This window comes from Leptospira montravelensis, from assembly GCF_004770045.1.
Classification (GTDB): domain Bacteria; phylum Spirochaetota; class Leptospiria; order Leptospirales; family Leptospiraceae; genus Leptospira_A; species Leptospira_A montravelensis.
In genome coordinates this window covers 199,129-215,454 of the sequence record NZ_RQFO01000004.1, presented here as the reverse complement: position 1 = coordinate 215,454, position 16,326 = coordinate 199,129, and the positions used below count along the sequence as shown (strand labels likewise).

The following is a 16,326-nucleotide window of genomic DNA, read 5'->3' as shown; positions in this document are numbered from 1 at the left end:
AAAAAACCAGTAAAAAAAGTTGCCTTGCGCATATTTTGGAGGATCGTTGACGAGAAACAATGAATCGTAAGCCAAATAAGATCTCTATTATTACTCCTTTTTACAACGAAGAATCGGGAGCAGATAAGTTCTTTGAAAGAATTGTCCCTCACCTGTTATCATTAAAAACAACTTACGAAATTATTTGTGTAAATGATGGCAGTAGAGATCGCACCATTGAGAAACTAGTGTTTCATCATAAAAAAAATCCCAATATTAAGATTGTAGATTTCTCTAGAAATTTTGGTAAGGAAGCCGCAGTTTCTGCTGGTTTAGAATACGCCACTGGGGATGTCGTAATTCCAATTGATTCAGACTTACAAGACCCACCAGAACTCATACCCATACTCATTGAAAAATGGAAAGAAGGTTACGATGTAGTAACAGCCAAACGATCCAGTAGACAAGGTGAATCGTTTTTAAAAAAATTTACCGCAAAACATTTCTACCGAGTCATTCGTTACATGAGTGAAGTAGAAATTCCCGTCGATGTTGGGGATTTTCGACTCATGGACAAAAAGGTTGTCGAAGCACTTTCTACTATGAAAGAAAAAAATCGATTTTTAAAGGGAATGTTTGCTTGGGTGGGATTTAAACAAATCGATGTGGAATACGAAAGGCAGGCTAGATTTCAAGGTTCTTCCAAGTGGAATTATTGGAAACTTTGGAACTTTGCATTAGATGGGATATTGATGTTTAGTACAATGCCATTAAAAATATGGAGTTATTTTGGATTTTTTGTATCTTTTAGTGCTTTTGTTTATCTTATTTATAGAATCATTCGAGTCATTTTTAGAGGTGTAGATGTACCTGGATATGACTCAACTTTAGTCATAATACTTTTTCTTGGAGGAATCCAATTGATTGGAATTGGAGTTCTCGGCGAATACATTGCTCGAATTTTTATCGAAGTAAAAGGAAGACCGGTTTATATCGCAAAAGAAACTTTTGGATTTAAGGCGAAAGAATCCCGATCTTCAAATAAACGTGGCAATTCGGAAAGTAAGTCTTAAAATACCTGTAGTCCTTTCGAATATAGTCATAATAAAAAATAAGTAAATCCCTATTCCAAGAAGAATCATAACTACTGACCGGATTTTGAAAAACATCTAAATCACAAAATAAGATCAAACCAGGTTTGTGTTGTATTACTTTCTGTTTGATTTCTTCATTATCGATAAACATAGCTTTCGCATTGGTTTGGTCTGTAAAGTTACCAGGTTGTATAACACGGTTGATAGGAATTTGTTTAAATAAAGAATAAATTCCATGTGTCCCTTTTGCTACAAACACGGGACGAGGATCCACTTTCTTTTCTTCAATATCTACATAAATTTCCTTTGCAATATCTGGATATACTTTAGAAAGTTTAATCACCCTTTTACGAACTAAAACAGCAAAAGGAATCAAAATTAAAAATGCGATTACTATGGTTAATTCTTGTTTATATTTTGAAAAAAACTTTCTTTTAGCCAACCTAAAAAGAAAGGATGAACCAATCACTGCTGGAACAATCATAGGTAGGTAATAATGTTCAAAGAAATAACCTGTCCATGTTGCCGCTAAAAAAGCCGTCATTGACCAAATTAAACTTAGGATTAAAATCTTAGGAACTTTCCTTTTCGCAGAATATAATAAAAATGTAATTAACTGAAACAAAAGAAGAACAGCAAGAAGCGGGTAAGTTTGAAGTGAGAATATCTTTTCAATAAATGTTACTTTCTTAGCATAATTAGAAAAAAGAATTTTGTGAGTTTCTAAAAATGAATCCCCTAGACCTGCATAAAAAATCCAAATAGTACTAAGAATAAAAGGTAATATTGCAATGGAATATAGAATTCCATAACTAAAAATTGACGTAGGATTTTTAAGAATTTTTCTGCGATTCAAATATAAATGCAGAAAATAAAAACCTACAATATCAAAAGCAGTATTGTATTTGATGATAAATGCAAAACCAAATGCTAAAGGACTTAGGATACGGTATTGTTTTTTTCCGTAGAATAAAAACCAAACCCCAATCGTCTCAAGGCATAAATAAAATAATTCAGTGTTTCCGGATAAACCGTTTAAAAAATAACTAAAAAGAATTAAAAATCCAAAACCTGCAGTAAATGCGAAGGAGCGATTGACCCTTCTTAATAAAAGCCAAATCACAAATGCAGAAAATACTACTACAAGTAATGTAGAGACCCGAATTGCAAAAACTGAAAACCCAAAAATACCATGAATGATTGCATAAATTAAATATATACCAATCGGCTTGATATCCCAAAGATCACGAAAAGGAAGTTTTCCTTGTAACCAACCCTCTCCTATCAAAGAATAGGTGATCTCGTCCCAGTCAATGGCTGTATAACCAAAAGATGGATATCTCAAAAATAAGGCTAACAAAAGGAAAAGTATAAATACCAATCCTTTGCGAATCGGAAGAGAAGAAAATAATACAATATTTAATAATTTTTTCATTTAACTTTTGGGAGCAAAAATAATGCGAGTTAACTCATAAATGCTATAATTAGGAACATTTTAGTCAAGCGATTCTAAATTTCAGATGCCTTCTCTAAAAAAAATAGGTGCGATTGGGAATTGAATGAGAAATAACTTTCCAGTTTTTAATCAAAAAGAAATATTGGATAATCTTCCTCGCCAAAATCAATACTCCGTATGAAAGAAAAAACAAAAACTGTTTTAACAATTATCCTTAGTATTAATATTCTTTTAGTCTCATTACAAATCTGGGGCGAACTAACAAAACAAATTCGGTCTACTAAACGAAGTATGGATTCTATGAAACAACTTGTCCATGCTTACCCACATTTGTTTTACCCAAATCATTTTAAAGACATCACAACACTGTCTGAAAGATTCAGACAACTTCATAACAAAGAAGAGTTATTTTATATAGACAATCAAGTTTTTCAATTTGATGTCTTACAAATGGCAGCAGCTCCGACAAAACTAAATTCGTTTGAAAAAACCCTCCCAAGCTCAGCATATATTGTCTTAGCAAATGCTAATTCAAAAATAGAAAATCAGGGAAGAGATCAATTCGAAAAATGTAAAACAAGTTTAATTGGAGAATTATATACTATCTGCTTTTGGGAGAAACAATGACGGCTTTATTACTCGCACTTTTAATCGCAAATTTAGCTTCTTTTATTATCCTTGGTTTTTATCCAAAACTTTATCTAGGCCTCCTATTGTTTCTTCTGAGCTTATTGTTTTTCGTTTTTTTTCAAATCGCAAAAAACATCCTTAGATACAAAAACAAAAAACAAAGTCTATTACATATAATTGGATATTTATTCCTTTTTCTGGTGGTAACCTATCTATCGGAAATACGTTGGAGTTTAAATCCATTTGGAATGTTAGATGCATATGCTATGTGGATTGGAAAGGGTCGTATGCTTGCACTTTCCATACTAGATGGGAATCCTATTCCACTCTGGAATAGCTATTGGAGAATGCCAAATTATCCAATAGGATTACCACTACTCCATGCAGATTTATCCCTAAGTTTTTCCAGTTTGAATCTTTTTTTTCATACTGTTAAGATTCCCAACTATCTATATCTAATCCTGCTATTCTTTTTTGTCATTGAAAGATCACTTGAACTCAAACAAACAAAATTAAGATGGGGGTTCTTAGTTTTGACGGGTACATTCTTATTTCATCCAAATTTTTTACTAGTGATTTCCGATTTATGTGCTGACTTCCCTGTTTCAGTAACATTAGCCATCGCTACTTATTTTTTAATTCAAAGAGAAAAAGAAAATGCAAATTACCTCTTAATATTAACTATTTCACTCTTAATCAATTTAAAAAGTGAAGCCTTGTTGCTATCTGGATTGATACTTGTATTTCATTTCTTTTACAGTTACACCGAAAAACGAATCACAAAACAGTTTGTAATTTCTGCTTTCTTCCTACTACTTGTGTTTGGTATTCCCACCTGGTATCTATTTGCGAAAGGTAGTTTTTTATCTTCTGATTTTAAATCGGTAAACCAATCTTCCGCGCAAACAAATTTTATAGTTGAAAGACTTCTTAGTGGAAATCTATGGATTTTAGTATTAAAGTTTTTTATTAAATTTTATATTTCACTGACAAAAGGAATATCTTTTTCCCTACTAATTCTTGTCCTCATTTGGGGAAGTTTTAATCTTAGAGTAAGCGTATTATTCTATTTTGCAGCTATATCTATTTATACAGCAATCTTTCTACTTACATCACTTGATCCACAAATACATTTGGAACAGGCATACGACCGAATTCATTTTCAACTTTACTTAATTCCCTTTGTTATTTTTTGGAAATTTGGAAAAGATAACGAGGAAAAAATATCCGAATTTCTAACTTTGATCGAAAATCATACTCAGAATATTTGGAAAAGGATTACAAAATAAGTATTTAAAACAAAGCTATCTAAATTACTGCTTTTTTTCCCAAACCATATAACGATAGCCAGCAGTATTCGAATCTGATAATATCTTATAATATTTTGACTGAATCTCGTATTTTGAGTTTACCCATTCATCATAAAACTCATCAGAAATATTGTCATCTTTTGGTGGCTTAAAGTCGTAGACAAATACTTGAAATTTGGGAATTCCTAAATTGTGTAACCTAGTCTCAAGTATTGAAAACTCACTTTGTTTATTTGCAATCAAATGAGGTTTTTTCAAAAAAGAATCTGATATAAGTAACAAGTCGAATGTACTTAAATGAATCACTGGAGCATCAGAATATTTCACCCATTCAGTCTGCAGAATTTCATGGTATTTTTTTACAAAATCTATTGTTTTGAAATTCCGTTTTACATGATAAAAACCTAAAACAATTTGAAAAACTATCAGAAGCAGTATCCATTGTTTTCGATCCAAATTTTCTTCTTTTGAATATAAGGAAATTACAAATATAGAAAATAACAAATAGGAAAATTCTGTATAACGCAACCCAAGATATAACCCACCTTGGGAATACGGACTAAGTAAAACAACAAAAAGTAAAGATAAAATGCCAACCCATCCAACAAGTTTCTGTGAATAAGATAATTTAAAACGGATGAATGAAATACTAATTAAAATAATTAACGGAAAACAGTAAGATATAAAGCCAGTTCGATAAGTATTTCCAATCAAAAACTCTTTAAAAAAATAAAATCGGTCACTTAATTGAAGGCGACCAAAATCATTTAAGCTTACTTTACTTCTAACACCAAGTATCTCACCAAATTCATATAAATTATAACCACCTAACAATATCACTGCGAAAAAAAATCCCAACAAAAGTAACGAATACCTTCTAATTAGAGAAAAAATGTTTCTTAGATTGAAAATGAAAATTAGAATACCTAAAATTCCTATATAGATTACAGATTCCGATCTCAGAAATATTGATATGCCACCAGAAATTCCGGATATAAAAGCGAACCATCCAAAGGTTTTTTTCTGATTCTCTAATGCCAAAACGCCATAAAAAAAGCAGAGTAAAAAAATATGAGAAGGAATACTTTCCGAGAACTCAATTGCACTGGAAATCCCATAACCAACTAAAAAAAGTAATGAGGCTAAATATAGAATCTCTGTTCTATGAACATCAAAAAGAAATCTAAGAAATAAAACTAAACCTGCGGTAAGTATAAAATATAGAAATAATATAACTGCGTTGAAAAACTGATACGGTATAGGAAGCAGTGAAAAAAATTGTGCAAAGAATGTTGGATACTGAAAAACACATTCCTTACGTTCATTTTCCTTTTGAATGAAATAAACCCAAGGATATCGAAAAGGATAAAAGCGGAATTCCGGGTCTATTTCAATTTGTTTTGAATAACACGCATGTTTTTGCAATCCATTTTCTTTGTATTGGATAGTTTGATACAATTTGATTTGTGAATCGGATTGTATGAGTGGACTAATTCCAGAATCCCAAACCACTCTCTTATAAATGAAAAAAGAAACTAAAGCCGCTAAGAAAATAATAAGAATATGTTTTCTTGTGAACCAGTTTAAACCTTGAAATAACCAAACTTTTACTTTTTTCATTTTGGCCTTTCCAATAGGTAACCTTTAAAATGCGCGATGTTCTGTTCTGATTGAATTACATAGACTTTAGGTTCGAGTTTGAAATTAATATCGAATTTTTGTTTCCAAATTTTTTCAGGAAATTCATTATTTACGAGCCTATTACCTTCCCACTCCAAGTAAAGAATCCTCTTATATTGGTTTTTTAAAATGGTTTCAACCTTTAACCAATCATCATTCGAATAAATGGCAATCTGAGGATATGTAACATAGCTTATTCCAATCAGATATGACAATGATAAACCTCTATGAACAATTAAATCTGGTTTTAACTGATTAAATGAATTCATCACTTGATGATACAATTTCGCAGATGAGGACCATTGTTTAATCGCACGTAAATCTGATTTATAGCAAAAATAAAGAAAAGGTAAAACAAGTAAGAAATATTTCAATTTAGAGTTCTGAATTCCAAAAGTTAAAAAGACTCCAATCATAAGTAGATATATTCCACTTTCAAAATATCGCATTCCAAAAATATCAACGCCAGCACGATATGGAGAGAGGATTGGAAGTAATAGAACAAACAAAAGCCCGGCTGTCAAAAAGGCAATGGTCTGTTTGTCTTTTTTTAAACCTAAACCAAGAATTCCCAAAAATAAAATGGGATATCCGTAAAATATACCGATTTTAAACTCATTCCCCCATAGATCTGCTATCCATTCTCCCAGTAAATTACGGAAAAGGCCACTTTCCATATCGGTCATTGTATTTAAACCGCGCATACCAAGATAGTGACCATACACAGATTGATTCCATAAAGAAAAAACCATCAAAAGCAAAATGCTTAGTAGGACATAAGGCAAAAGGATTTTTAAACGATATACTTTTTCTTTTTCAAAAAAGAAAACAATACTAAAATAAAGAATCAATGCAATCGTAGATTCTGGTCTAAGTTGAAAATTAAAAATAATGGAAACAGCAAGAAGAAGTCCAAACCTAAATTGTTTGTGCTGAGAAAACAAATGATAGGAAAGAATCGAGGCTAAAAAAAAGAAATTAGTTAATGTAAGTTCAGAATAATCAAGTGAAGACAAAAAAATTGGAGTAAAACACTGAGTCAATACTACCGACAAAAAAATAATTTTCCTATCTAAATGAAAAAAAGAAAATATTCGATCTAAAAGAATAAAATTTAGGAAGAAAAATAAAACCGGAAAAAATGTAATCCATTTGATGGAAACAGCTGTTAAAATAATTTTCTGTAGCCAAGTAAAAAGAACCGGATATTGAAAAACACATCGACCATTTTTTAATTCAAAGGCCCAAGGATATCCAAAGGGAACCATTGAAAAATCAAAACCCAATTCCTTTGCAGGAAAATAACAATCTTCAGCTTTACCGCCGTTTATACTATTGATGACTTGATAGTATTTTATCTCTGGATCACTTGCGATAAATACTGAATTTTCGTTCCATTTCCAACGATAAAAACAAGGAACGAGAACAATTAGAAAATAAATGCCAAGTCTTTTAGAAAAATTCATTTCTAATCTCGTTTTATAATATGAGCTGTTACCGCCTGAAGTGCAAAAATGAATAATGTTAAACTCAAGTTTGTTGCAACTATAAACTCACGTTCTAAATTAATAAAAATAAATCCACTTTTTTGCCATTGTAAAAAAACTAATACAATGGCTAATGCAATAATTCCAAGGCCACTCAGTAACACAAAAAACAAACGATCTTCTTCCATTGATAGAATACTTTGATACATTTTACTGATTCTCGGTTGTTTCGTAGCGATTAACAAACCAGTTCCCCAAAGGCTTAATCCAAGAATTGATAAAAAGGAGAAGAATACCATAGAATGGATTCCATATAAATTCATTCCAGCAATGGAAATGACTTTTCCAACAAAAAAGCCGACTAACAACTGTAACCAAAAAAAAGTAAACAAAACAAGTCCACATCTTTCAAACAAATGTGGTGCATAAAAAAGAATTCGCAAAAGGTGGCGCATTCCATCTCGCCAAGTTTTCAAATGAGGAATTCTACCCTCTTTATCCGGATATAGTGAAACTGGTACATGTTCCATTTTAGATTCATGTAACAATGCTTTTATGAGTAACTCGGATGCGAACTCCATTCCCTTACTTTTTATATCCCATGACAGATATTTATCTTTCCGAAAACATCGAAAACCCGAGTTACTATCCCGAATTTTAAATTTTTTAGAATATAATAAATTAATAATCCAATTAATAACGGGAGTTCCTAAATACCGGTGCAAAAATGGCATTGCGCCCTTATGTATCTCCCCATCGAGACGGGAACCAATTACCATGTCGTAATTGCCTTCAACAAGTTTTAAAATTAAAGCGGGAGCTTCTAAAAAATCATATGTATCATCAGCATCCGCAAAGACAATTATATCCCCTTTCGCATTTCTAATTCCAGAATCCAAGGCTGCACCATACCCGCGTTCCTTTGCGGGAGCAACTCTTACACCAAACTTTTTTGCAATTGAAATAGATTTATCTGTGCTTCCGTTATCAGAAACTAAAATTTCTATATCCATTTTCTTGGAGTATTCATCCTTAATTCTAACCAATTTTTCCAATACATAAGGAAGGGTTTTTTCTTCGTTCAAACAGGGTATTACAAAACTAACGTTGGGTTTCTTCATAAAAAATTACGTAGGTATATTCCAAAAGGGTCGCTTATCGAAAGCAAAATTTTTATCGGATCAGAATAATGGACTAACGGTTCCTCATTTACAATATAATTCATAAGTTTCGCATAACAAATTTCTTTCCTAGAAATAAAATCGAAACATTGCTGCAAAATTATTGGCTCGTTTGCAGTTGAATGCGCCAAAGCCAACTGAAGAAAAAAATATCTTTCTCCATACATAAGTATTTCAAATTTACTTAATCCACTGGAATTTGAATCCAAATTGTATCCTTTCGGAATGATACCAGTAGGAGTAAATTCCAAAAAAGTAGAAAGGTGAATATTTTTATGATTCTTAAAAATCTGTTGTTCAATTTTACTAAATCGATAGGAAAAAAACAGAAAAAGAAAAAAATAAAAACCCAGAAAAACCATAATGGTCTTGGAAACCTGTAAAGATTCTTTATCTTTCACATTACTTTTTTCTGAATTCTTTACATCAAGGGCTAATAAACCTAAAATTAATATATTTGCAATTTCTAGACTACTAAAATCCAATATTTCATGTATTAACCAAATTAACAAAATTGCCTTAGGTAAATTTTTCCTCAAATTAATAGCTGCTATACTTTTGTTTGAATATTTTAAAAAACTAAATATCCAAATCAAAAAAACAGAAAATCCAAAGATTCCAGTAGAACTGAAAATCTGGAAATACAAATTATGTGCTAGTGGAAATGTTTTAAAATGCGACATGTAGTCTTCCACTAATGCAAAATCCAAAGTAGATATTTTAAGATTTTCAACAAAGGGAATTAACTTTTCCGAATTAAATCCAAAACCAAATATTGGCTTATTGTAAATAGTTGAAAGCATATGTAACTTCCAAATGGAAAAACGGACTCCAATAGTTTCGACATTTAGCAATGATTTTTCAGAGAGTAACAAAAATACAAAGGCTAGCAGTAAAGAAACGAATGCGAAGGCTACAAACTTTAAATTGATTTTTTCTTTTTGTTGCTCCCAAACAATATAGAGAAAAAGCAAACCCGTAGAAATAATAGAAATCCTTGAAAGCGACAACAAAAGAAAAAAACACGAGACTAACAAAACCATTAGATAAAAAACTCTAATACGCCAGTTACTTTTATAAAAACTTAATGCTAATAATCCAAGAATTAAAAAAGAATTAGAACCTAATAGACTAACAGGAATTAAAAAAAGGTCCTCACGATAAGAATTTATCTTAAATTCGCTATCTAGATACATTTTACTTACAAGTATAACTGAATTTATCAGAAAAATAATTAGAATATGATCTATTAACTTTTGTCTGAATTCACGACCTAATGAATTAACTAAAGAAAGAATAATAACCACTTCGGAAAATAACAAGATACGAACCAAAGCAAAGTCATCACTCCAATCTCTAAAAATCCAAAGTAATACTATGAGAAAAAATAAGATAAATGATTTAGAAAATTGAACTTCTTTGATATCACTATTTCGAATCATAAGGCCGATTGCAAAACCTATTGGAACAACCGGATATAACATAAAATTGATACTGGCAAAACATGGCAAGATAGCCAACAATGGACCGAACATATTAAACTCGGTTTCATTCGAACGATAATGTTGGAATAGAATTATGAAATTCCAAATGATCATCGTTAATTTAATAACCAATTTCTCTGGAAATAATTGAATGGGATCGTACTCAGCAATTTTGAAAAAGACAAAATTACTCAAAAGAATGATAAGAAATAGATGACTTAAAGAATAAAAACTAAACTCCCTTTTTCTACGACTCCAAATAGCGTAAACGACAACAAAAAAACATCCGATACCAATGGCGTCATTTCGGAAAAATCTTTGATTAGTTTCACCAAAAAATTGTAGGAAAAATAAAACTATATAAAAGATATCAAAAAAAATAGAAAACTTTGATTTCATCTTACAGCCAATTGGCGGTTTTAGGTATATACTTCTCAGGCATTCCTTTAAGGAAAAAATCATTTTTAGAAACTATCAAATTAAAATATAAAATGTGTCTTAAAGCTGCGACTCCATCCTTCCAAGTGATTTTCTTTCCTTCCAGATAATTCCTTGGGTAGTAAGATATTGGAAATTCCTGAACTCTAATCTTTAGTCTTGCAAGTTTGGCGGTAATTTCTGGCTCAAAACCGAAACGTTTTGATTCAAGATTTACATTCTGGATAATCTCAGTCTTAAATGCTTTATAACATGTCTCCATGTCTGTCAAATACAAGCCGCTAAGAAAATTAGATAGAATAGTCAAAACTCTGTTGATCAAATAATGGAAAGTTCGATGTACTTGCCGGCCATCTTTTTTAAAACGTGAACCAAAAACAACATCTGCCTTTCCTAGCAATATTGGTTCGATCAAAAGTGGAATTTCGTCCATATCGTATTCAAAATCTGCATCTTGCACGATAGTGATATCACCCGTTGCTTCGGAAATCCCGCGATGCAGAGCAGCACCTTTTCCTTGGTTTTTATCTTGGATCAAAATTTTATGTTCTGATCGAAATTTAAAATTTTGGAGAATGGAAAGAGAATTATCTTTAGATGCATCATCTATGAAAACCAACTCTTTTAAAGTTGGAAGTTTTAGAGCATCCACTTTTACTAAAAATTCCTCTAGATGGGATGACTCATTGTAGATAGGGATAATGAGGGAAGTTTTAGCAGATTTTTTAGAATCTTTTGCTTTTCTCTTTTCGACCATAATAACCTCTAAGAATTCTTGCAATTTCGAGAAGTCAAGCGGGAAAAAATCGTTCCCTTTAGAGCTGACACGATTTTGTTGCAACGCATTGCTTTAGTTAGATTACTTAAAATTCAATTAAATACAATTTGATTAAATTTGTTTCGATATTGTATCAAAGTTTAAAAATGCTCAGATGATCTACACACTAACAGATTGGTAAAAAAATCTGGAAGGTGCTTTCCCTGGAATTTGGGTTACGATTAACATGTGATAAAAACTGACCAATTCAGTACAAAACAAAATCAATTAGCAAATTTTAAATCAATAAATGTTATCAAAACTAACATTCATTAATGCCTTCCAGGAAAGAGATTTATTGATAAAAATTCGAAATTTATTGCTTTCTACTCATACAAAATACCAAGCAAGTGTCAGTTCTAAAAAACTGTTTCTGTTAGAATTCTGAGCAAGTATTGACCGTATCCATTTTTCTTTAGTGGCTCTGCCAATAACTCTAAATCCCGTTTATTGATATAACCTTTCCGATATGCTATCTCTTCTGGGCAAGCTATCTTTAAGCCTTGTCTCCTCTCTACAGTTTCAACAAATGCCGAAGCCTCTAATAACGACTCGTGAGTTCCTGTATCGAGCCATGCAAATCCTCTGCCCATTAGTTGAACATCTAACTCACCTTTTTCCAGGTAAATTCTATTTAAATCAGTAATTTCAAGCTCCCCTCGCTTAGAAGGCTTAACTTGCTTAGCATATTCAACTACATTTCCATCATAAAAATATAATCCAGTTACTGCGTAGTTTGATTTTGGAACTTTAGGTTTTTCTTCGATGGAAATGGCTCGTTTGTTTTGATCAAACTCGATGACTCCGTAACGTTCAGGATCCATCACATGATATGCAAACACGGTAGCACCACTCTTACTTAAAAGTGCATCACTGAGAATTTCTTCCATTCCATGTCCAAAAAAAATATTATCCCCTAAAATTAAGGAACACGGCTCTCCTCCATTCAAAAACCTTTCGCCAATAATAAATGCTTGAGCAAGTCCGTCCGGAGACGGTTGAACTTCATACTCAATGGATATTCCCCAACTCGATCCATCCCCCAACAATTCTTTAAATAATGGAATCGATTCAGGTGTGGAAATTATCAGAATCTCTTTAATCCCTGCTAACATTAAAGTACTTAATGGATAATAAATCATAGGTTTGTCATAGACAGGTAACAACTGTTTGCTTATCACTTTTGTTACTGGGTATAACCTAGTCCCAGATCCGCCAGCTAGAATGATTCCTTTCATTTTTGTTTTAGTTCCTGGTATTGTTGATTATAATAGTTTTGGTAATCACCTGATAGGATATCTTTCCACCAAACTTGATTTGTTAGAAACCAATCGACAGTTTCTTCTAATGCACTTTCAAAATTATATTTCGGTTTCCAACCTAATTCGGTTTCAATTTTTGAAGGGTCAATTGCATAACGAAAATCGTGACCAGCGCGGTCTTTTACATATTGAATGAGATTTTTGTGTGGGGCACCTTCTGGATGTTTTTCATCCATAAGTTCACAGATACGGTTCACTATATCCAAATTAGTTTTTTCATTTCTTGTGCCTACGACATATGTCTCACCTGGAATTCCTTTTTCCAGTGCAGTGAAAATTGCAGAACAATGATCTTTTACGTATAACCAGTCACGAATATTATCCCCTTTTCCATACACTGGTAAAGGTTTTCCTTGGAAACAATTTAGAATCATCAACGGAATTAGCTTTTCTGGAAAATGAAAAGGGCCATAATTGTTTGAACAATTAGTTGTTATAGTTGGAAGTCCATATGTATGAAAATAGGAACGTACCAGATGATCCGATCCTGCTTTTGTTGCGGAATAAGGCGAGTTTGGTGCATACGAGGTGGTTTCTGTAAAAAATCCATCTTCACCTAAAGTTCCGTAAACTTCATCTGTGGAAACATGAAGGAAACGATTGAATATGAATTTCTTAAACCTTTCCTTGGCAAGTTCCAATAAATAAAATGTTCCGAATACATTTGTCCTTACAAATTCTTCTGGGCCTAGTATGGATCGGTCAACGTGTGACTCAGCTGCGAAATGGACAATGTCCGTAAAATCCAAGCCACCACAAGTTTCAAAAAGAGATTCTTTGTCTGCAATATCCACTTTGAAAAATTGAAATCTTGGATCTTCCTTCCATTTGCTTAGATTTTTCAAATTGCCAGCGTACGTCAATTTATCGATAACGATCACATTTACATCGTTAAACGATTCCATTACATGGTGGACAAAATTAGATCCGATAAAACCAGCTCCGCCGGTTATTAGAAGTTTTTTAGTATTCATGAATGTAATGCCTTTTGTGATTAAAACGGGGAAACAAAGTCACTCCAACCAGGTAAAATCAAATCCTTTTCGGATGCGATCATTTCATCAATCGACATCCCCCAATTTATACCTAAAGTAGGATCGTTGAAACGAATTCCACCCTCGTGAGTTTTTGAATATTCATTCGTCACCTTGTAAAGAAAGTCCGTGTTGTCTTCTAAAGTCAAAAAACCATGTGCAAATCCTGGTGGAACCCAAAAGATATGTTTATTTTCTTCCGATAGAACAACTTGCACAGAATTTCCATAAGTAGGCGATTCCTTCCGTATGTCAACTGCTACATCAAGAGCACTACCTCTTGTGACTCGCACGAGTTTTCCTTGATCCATAGGGGGTGCCTGAAAGTGTAATCCCCTGATCACACCTTTGGAAGAACGAGAGTGATTGTCTTGTTTAAATTCTGTTGGTATACCTAAGTCTTTAAAACGTGAGGCTTTATAAGATTCTAAGAAAAAACCTCTTGGATCAGGAAAGACCGAAGGGATCAATAGAATTGGACCTTTTATGGGAAAAGTAATGACTTCCATTGAGATTAGTTTTTTGAAATCGGCTCTTCAGACAAGGAAAATTGTGAAGCAAGTTTTCGAACTTGTTTGCGCCAGTGAGAATTTTGAAATTTAAAATCCTTGTGGAATTTTGATTTATTTAATACAGAATACGATGGCCTAGTCGCATCCGTTGGATATTCCTCAGTAGTAATAGGAATTACATTACAATTAAAACCAAATGTATCTACAATCTCACAAGCAAAATCATACCAACTGGCAACTCCTTCATTGGAAAAATGGTAAATACCAGTTCTGTCCGATTCTATACCTTCCAAACAAATTTCAGCAAGATCCCTAGCCCAAGTTGGAGTTCCCACTTGATCAGAAATCACTTTTAGAGTCTCTCTCTCTTGAGAGAATCGATGAATTGTTTTAAAGAAATTCTTTCCATAAGCTGAATAAACCCACGAAGTTCGAAAAATTAATGAATTAGTATTTTCATTTAATGCCACATTTTCTCCTTCAGACTTGGTATTTCCATAAACCGATAAAGGATTTTTTTTATCATCTTCGAGATATGGACGCGACTTCATTCCATCAAAAACAAAGTCTGTTGATACATGGATCAATTTCGCATCTTTCTGTTTGGCGAATTGCGCTAAATTTTTAGTTCCAATTATATTCCCATTTCTAGCAACATCAGGCTCTGTCTCTGCTTTGTCTACATGAGTGTATGCTGCACCATTTATGATTCCATATAAGGATTTTGAATCTAAAAATGATTTTTCAAAAAGTCGAAAGCTCTCGGTTGAGGAAATATCCAAAATGGAACGATCTGCAAATATAAATTCAAATCCCTGCTTTGATTTAGCAAGAATCTGCAATTCTTGCCCTAATTGCCCATTGGAACCTGTTACGAGTATAGTTTTCAAAAGTAACCCAACCTTAAAGATAGTTTATATAAAAATATATTGAAAGAGTTTCGAAATTCAAAATGATTGAACGATGAACCTAGTTTCATCGATTGTTTTATTTAAAAATTCAAAAGAAATTGTTCAAAAATCAATAGATTCTTTTTTAGAACAAGACCCCAAAAGACAAATCGTACTTGTTGATCATTCACCAAGTCCAACATTATCATCTTTAGTCACCAAATCCAACATTTCCTATCATCATAATCCAGACAACCCTGGATTTGGAGCTGGTCACAATTTTGCACATAGAAATAACACTAAAGCAAATGAAATTGAAAAATATATTGTGATTCAAAATCCAGATGTCTTTGTTTCTCCTGGATGCATACAAACACTTATCGAAAAGATGGAAGCAGATCCTCAAATCGGTTTAATCACATGTAAAGTAATGAATCCCGATGGTAGTGTTCAGAAACTTTTAAAAAATGATCCAAATTTATTTGCACTGATCACAAGAAGACTACCAATTCTTTCTCATTTACATTTATTTAGAAAAGCGCTTTTAAATTACGAAATAAAAAACGAAATGTATGACATTGAAGGAGAAATCCCAATTGTTAGCGGATGTTTTTTTATTATTTCAAGAAATGTTTGGGATCAAATAGGAGGTTTCGACGAACGATATTTTTTATATTTCGAAGATTTTGATATCTGTCGCAAAGTTCGTTCGATCAATAAAAAAATCTTTTACACTCCTCAAGTAGAAATCATACATTTATGGACACGGGGTGCTCACAAATCTTCCAAACATTTATTTTACTTTTTAAGGAGTATGGTCCAATATTTCAATAAATGGGGCTGGAGAATATTTAAATGAACTAAATTTGGAAAAATAGAAGGATAAAAACTGCCTATATTGAAACACAATACTGATGAATTCTAATGTAACAAAAGGAGATAACCTGTTTCTAGAATCTGCAAAACATTTACGAATGTATCCGAATAAATATTATAAAAGAAAGTTGGAAAT

Annotated in this window: 14 protein-coding genes; 4 read left to right on the top strand and 10 right to left on the bottom strand. The window is 32.4% G+C overall.

Annotation, left to right across the window (positions count from 1 at the left end; translation table 11 throughout):
- The first annotated feature begins 59 nt into the window (after positions 1–59).
- A complete protein-coding gene (locus EHQ31_RS01825) occupies positions 60–1,052 on the top strand; it encodes a glycosyltransferase family 2 protein (RefSeq protein ID WP_135569083.1) in 993 nt (330 codons plus the stop codon).
- Here EHQ31_RS01825 and EHQ31_RS01820 read toward each other — a convergent pair.
- Positions 994–2,508: an ArnT family glycosyltransferase gene (locus EHQ31_RS01820; RefSeq protein WP_135569081.1), complete on the bottom strand. Its 1,515-nt coding sequence runs from the start codon at positions 2,506–2,508 to the stop codon at positions 994–996. The genes EHQ31_RS01825 and EHQ31_RS01820 overlap by 59 nt on opposite strands.
- 198 nt (positions 2,509–2,706) lie before the next feature.
- Here EHQ31_RS01820 and EHQ31_RS01815 point away from each other — a divergent pair, with 198 nt between their 5' ends.
- Positions 2,707–3,156 (top strand): hypothetical protein, encoded by a 450-nt coding sequence (locus EHQ31_RS01815; protein ID WP_135569079.1) that lies wholly within the window; start codon positions 2,707–2,709, stop codon positions 3,154–3,156.
- Complete coding sequence (locus EHQ31_RS01810; RefSeq protein ID WP_135569077.1) at positions 3,153–4,448, top strand: hypothetical protein; 1,296 nt, start codon at positions 3,153–3,155, stop codon at positions 4,446–4,448. The genes EHQ31_RS01815 and EHQ31_RS01810 overlap by 4 nt, the downstream gene beginning before the upstream one ends.
- A gap of 24 nt (positions 4,449–4,472) precedes the next feature.
- Here EHQ31_RS01810 and EHQ31_RS01805 read toward each other — a convergent pair whose 3' ends face one another.
- The 9 genes from EHQ31_RS01805 to rfbD all read right to left on the bottom strand — a co-directional run bounded on the left by EHQ31_RS01805 (position 4,473) and on the right by rfbD (position 15,314).
- Complete coding sequence (locus EHQ31_RS01805) at positions 4,473–6,089, bottom strand: LA_3751/LA_3752 family putative glycosyltransferase (protein WP_135569075.1); 1,617 nt, start codon at positions 6,087–6,089, stop codon at positions 4,473–4,475.
- The gene (locus EHQ31_RS01800; protein ID WP_135569073.1) at positions 6,086–7,615 is read right to left on the bottom strand and encodes an LA_3751/LA_3752 family putative glycosyltransferase; all 1,530 of its coding nucleotides are present in this window, start codon (positions 7,613–7,615) and stop codon (positions 6,086–6,088) included. Before EHQ31_RS01800 ends, EHQ31_RS01805 begins: the two co-directional genes overlap by 4 nt.
- Before the next feature lie 2 nt (positions 7,616–7,617).
- Entirely contained in the window at positions 7,618–8,757 is a 1,140-nt protein-coding gene (locus EHQ31_RS01795; protein WP_135569071.1) for a glycosyltransferase family 2 protein, read from the bottom strand.
- Positions 8,754–10,301, bottom strand: a complete 1,548-nt coding sequence (locus EHQ31_RS01790) for an O-antigen ligase family protein (protein ID WP_167481626.1) — start codon at positions 10,299–10,301, stop codon at positions 8,754–8,756. Before EHQ31_RS01790 ends, EHQ31_RS01795 begins: the two co-directional genes overlap by 4 nt.
- Positions 10,302–10,701: 400 nt before the next feature.
- On the bottom strand, positions 10,702–11,496 hold the full coding sequence (locus tag EHQ31_RS01785; RefSeq protein WP_135569067.1) for a glycosyltransferase family 2 protein: 795 nt from the start codon (positions 11,494–11,496) through the stop codon (positions 10,702–10,704).
- Between the two features lie 419 nt (positions 11,497–11,915).
- A complete protein-coding gene (gene rfbA, locus EHQ31_RS01780; protein WP_135569065.1) occupies positions 11,916–12,794 on the bottom strand; it encodes a glucose-1-phosphate thymidylyltransferase RfbA in 879 nt (292 codons plus the stop codon).
- Positions 12,791–13,852 (bottom strand): dTDP-glucose 4,6-dehydratase, encoded by a 1,062-nt coding sequence (gene rfbB / locus EHQ31_RS01775; protein WP_135569063.1) that lies wholly within the window; start codon positions 13,850–13,852, stop codon positions 12,791–12,793. Before rfbB ends, rfbA begins: the two co-directional genes overlap by 4 nt.
- A 20-nt stretch (positions 13,853–13,872) precedes the next feature.
- Positions 13,873–14,421 carry a dTDP-4-dehydrorhamnose 3,5-epimerase gene (rfbC, locus tag EHQ31_RS01770; protein WP_135569061.1) on the bottom strand — a complete coding sequence of 183 codons (549 nt, stop codon included), beginning with the start codon at positions 14,419–14,421 and terminating at the stop codon, positions 13,873–13,875.
- Positions 14,422–14,426: 5 nt separating this feature from the next.
- Entirely contained in the window at positions 14,427–15,314 is an 888-nt protein-coding gene (rfbD, locus tag EHQ31_RS01765; protein WP_208652706.1) for a dTDP-4-dehydrorhamnose reductase, read from the bottom strand.
- A 73-nt stretch (positions 15,315–15,387) separates the two neighbouring features.
- On the opposite strand from rfbD, the gene EHQ31_RS01760 reads away from it, so the two are divergent.
- Complete coding sequence (locus tag EHQ31_RS01760) at positions 15,388–16,173, top strand: glycosyltransferase family 2 protein (protein WP_135569059.1); 786 nt, start codon at positions 15,388–15,390, stop codon at positions 16,171–16,173.
- Positions 16,174–16,326: the final 153 nt, after the last annotated feature.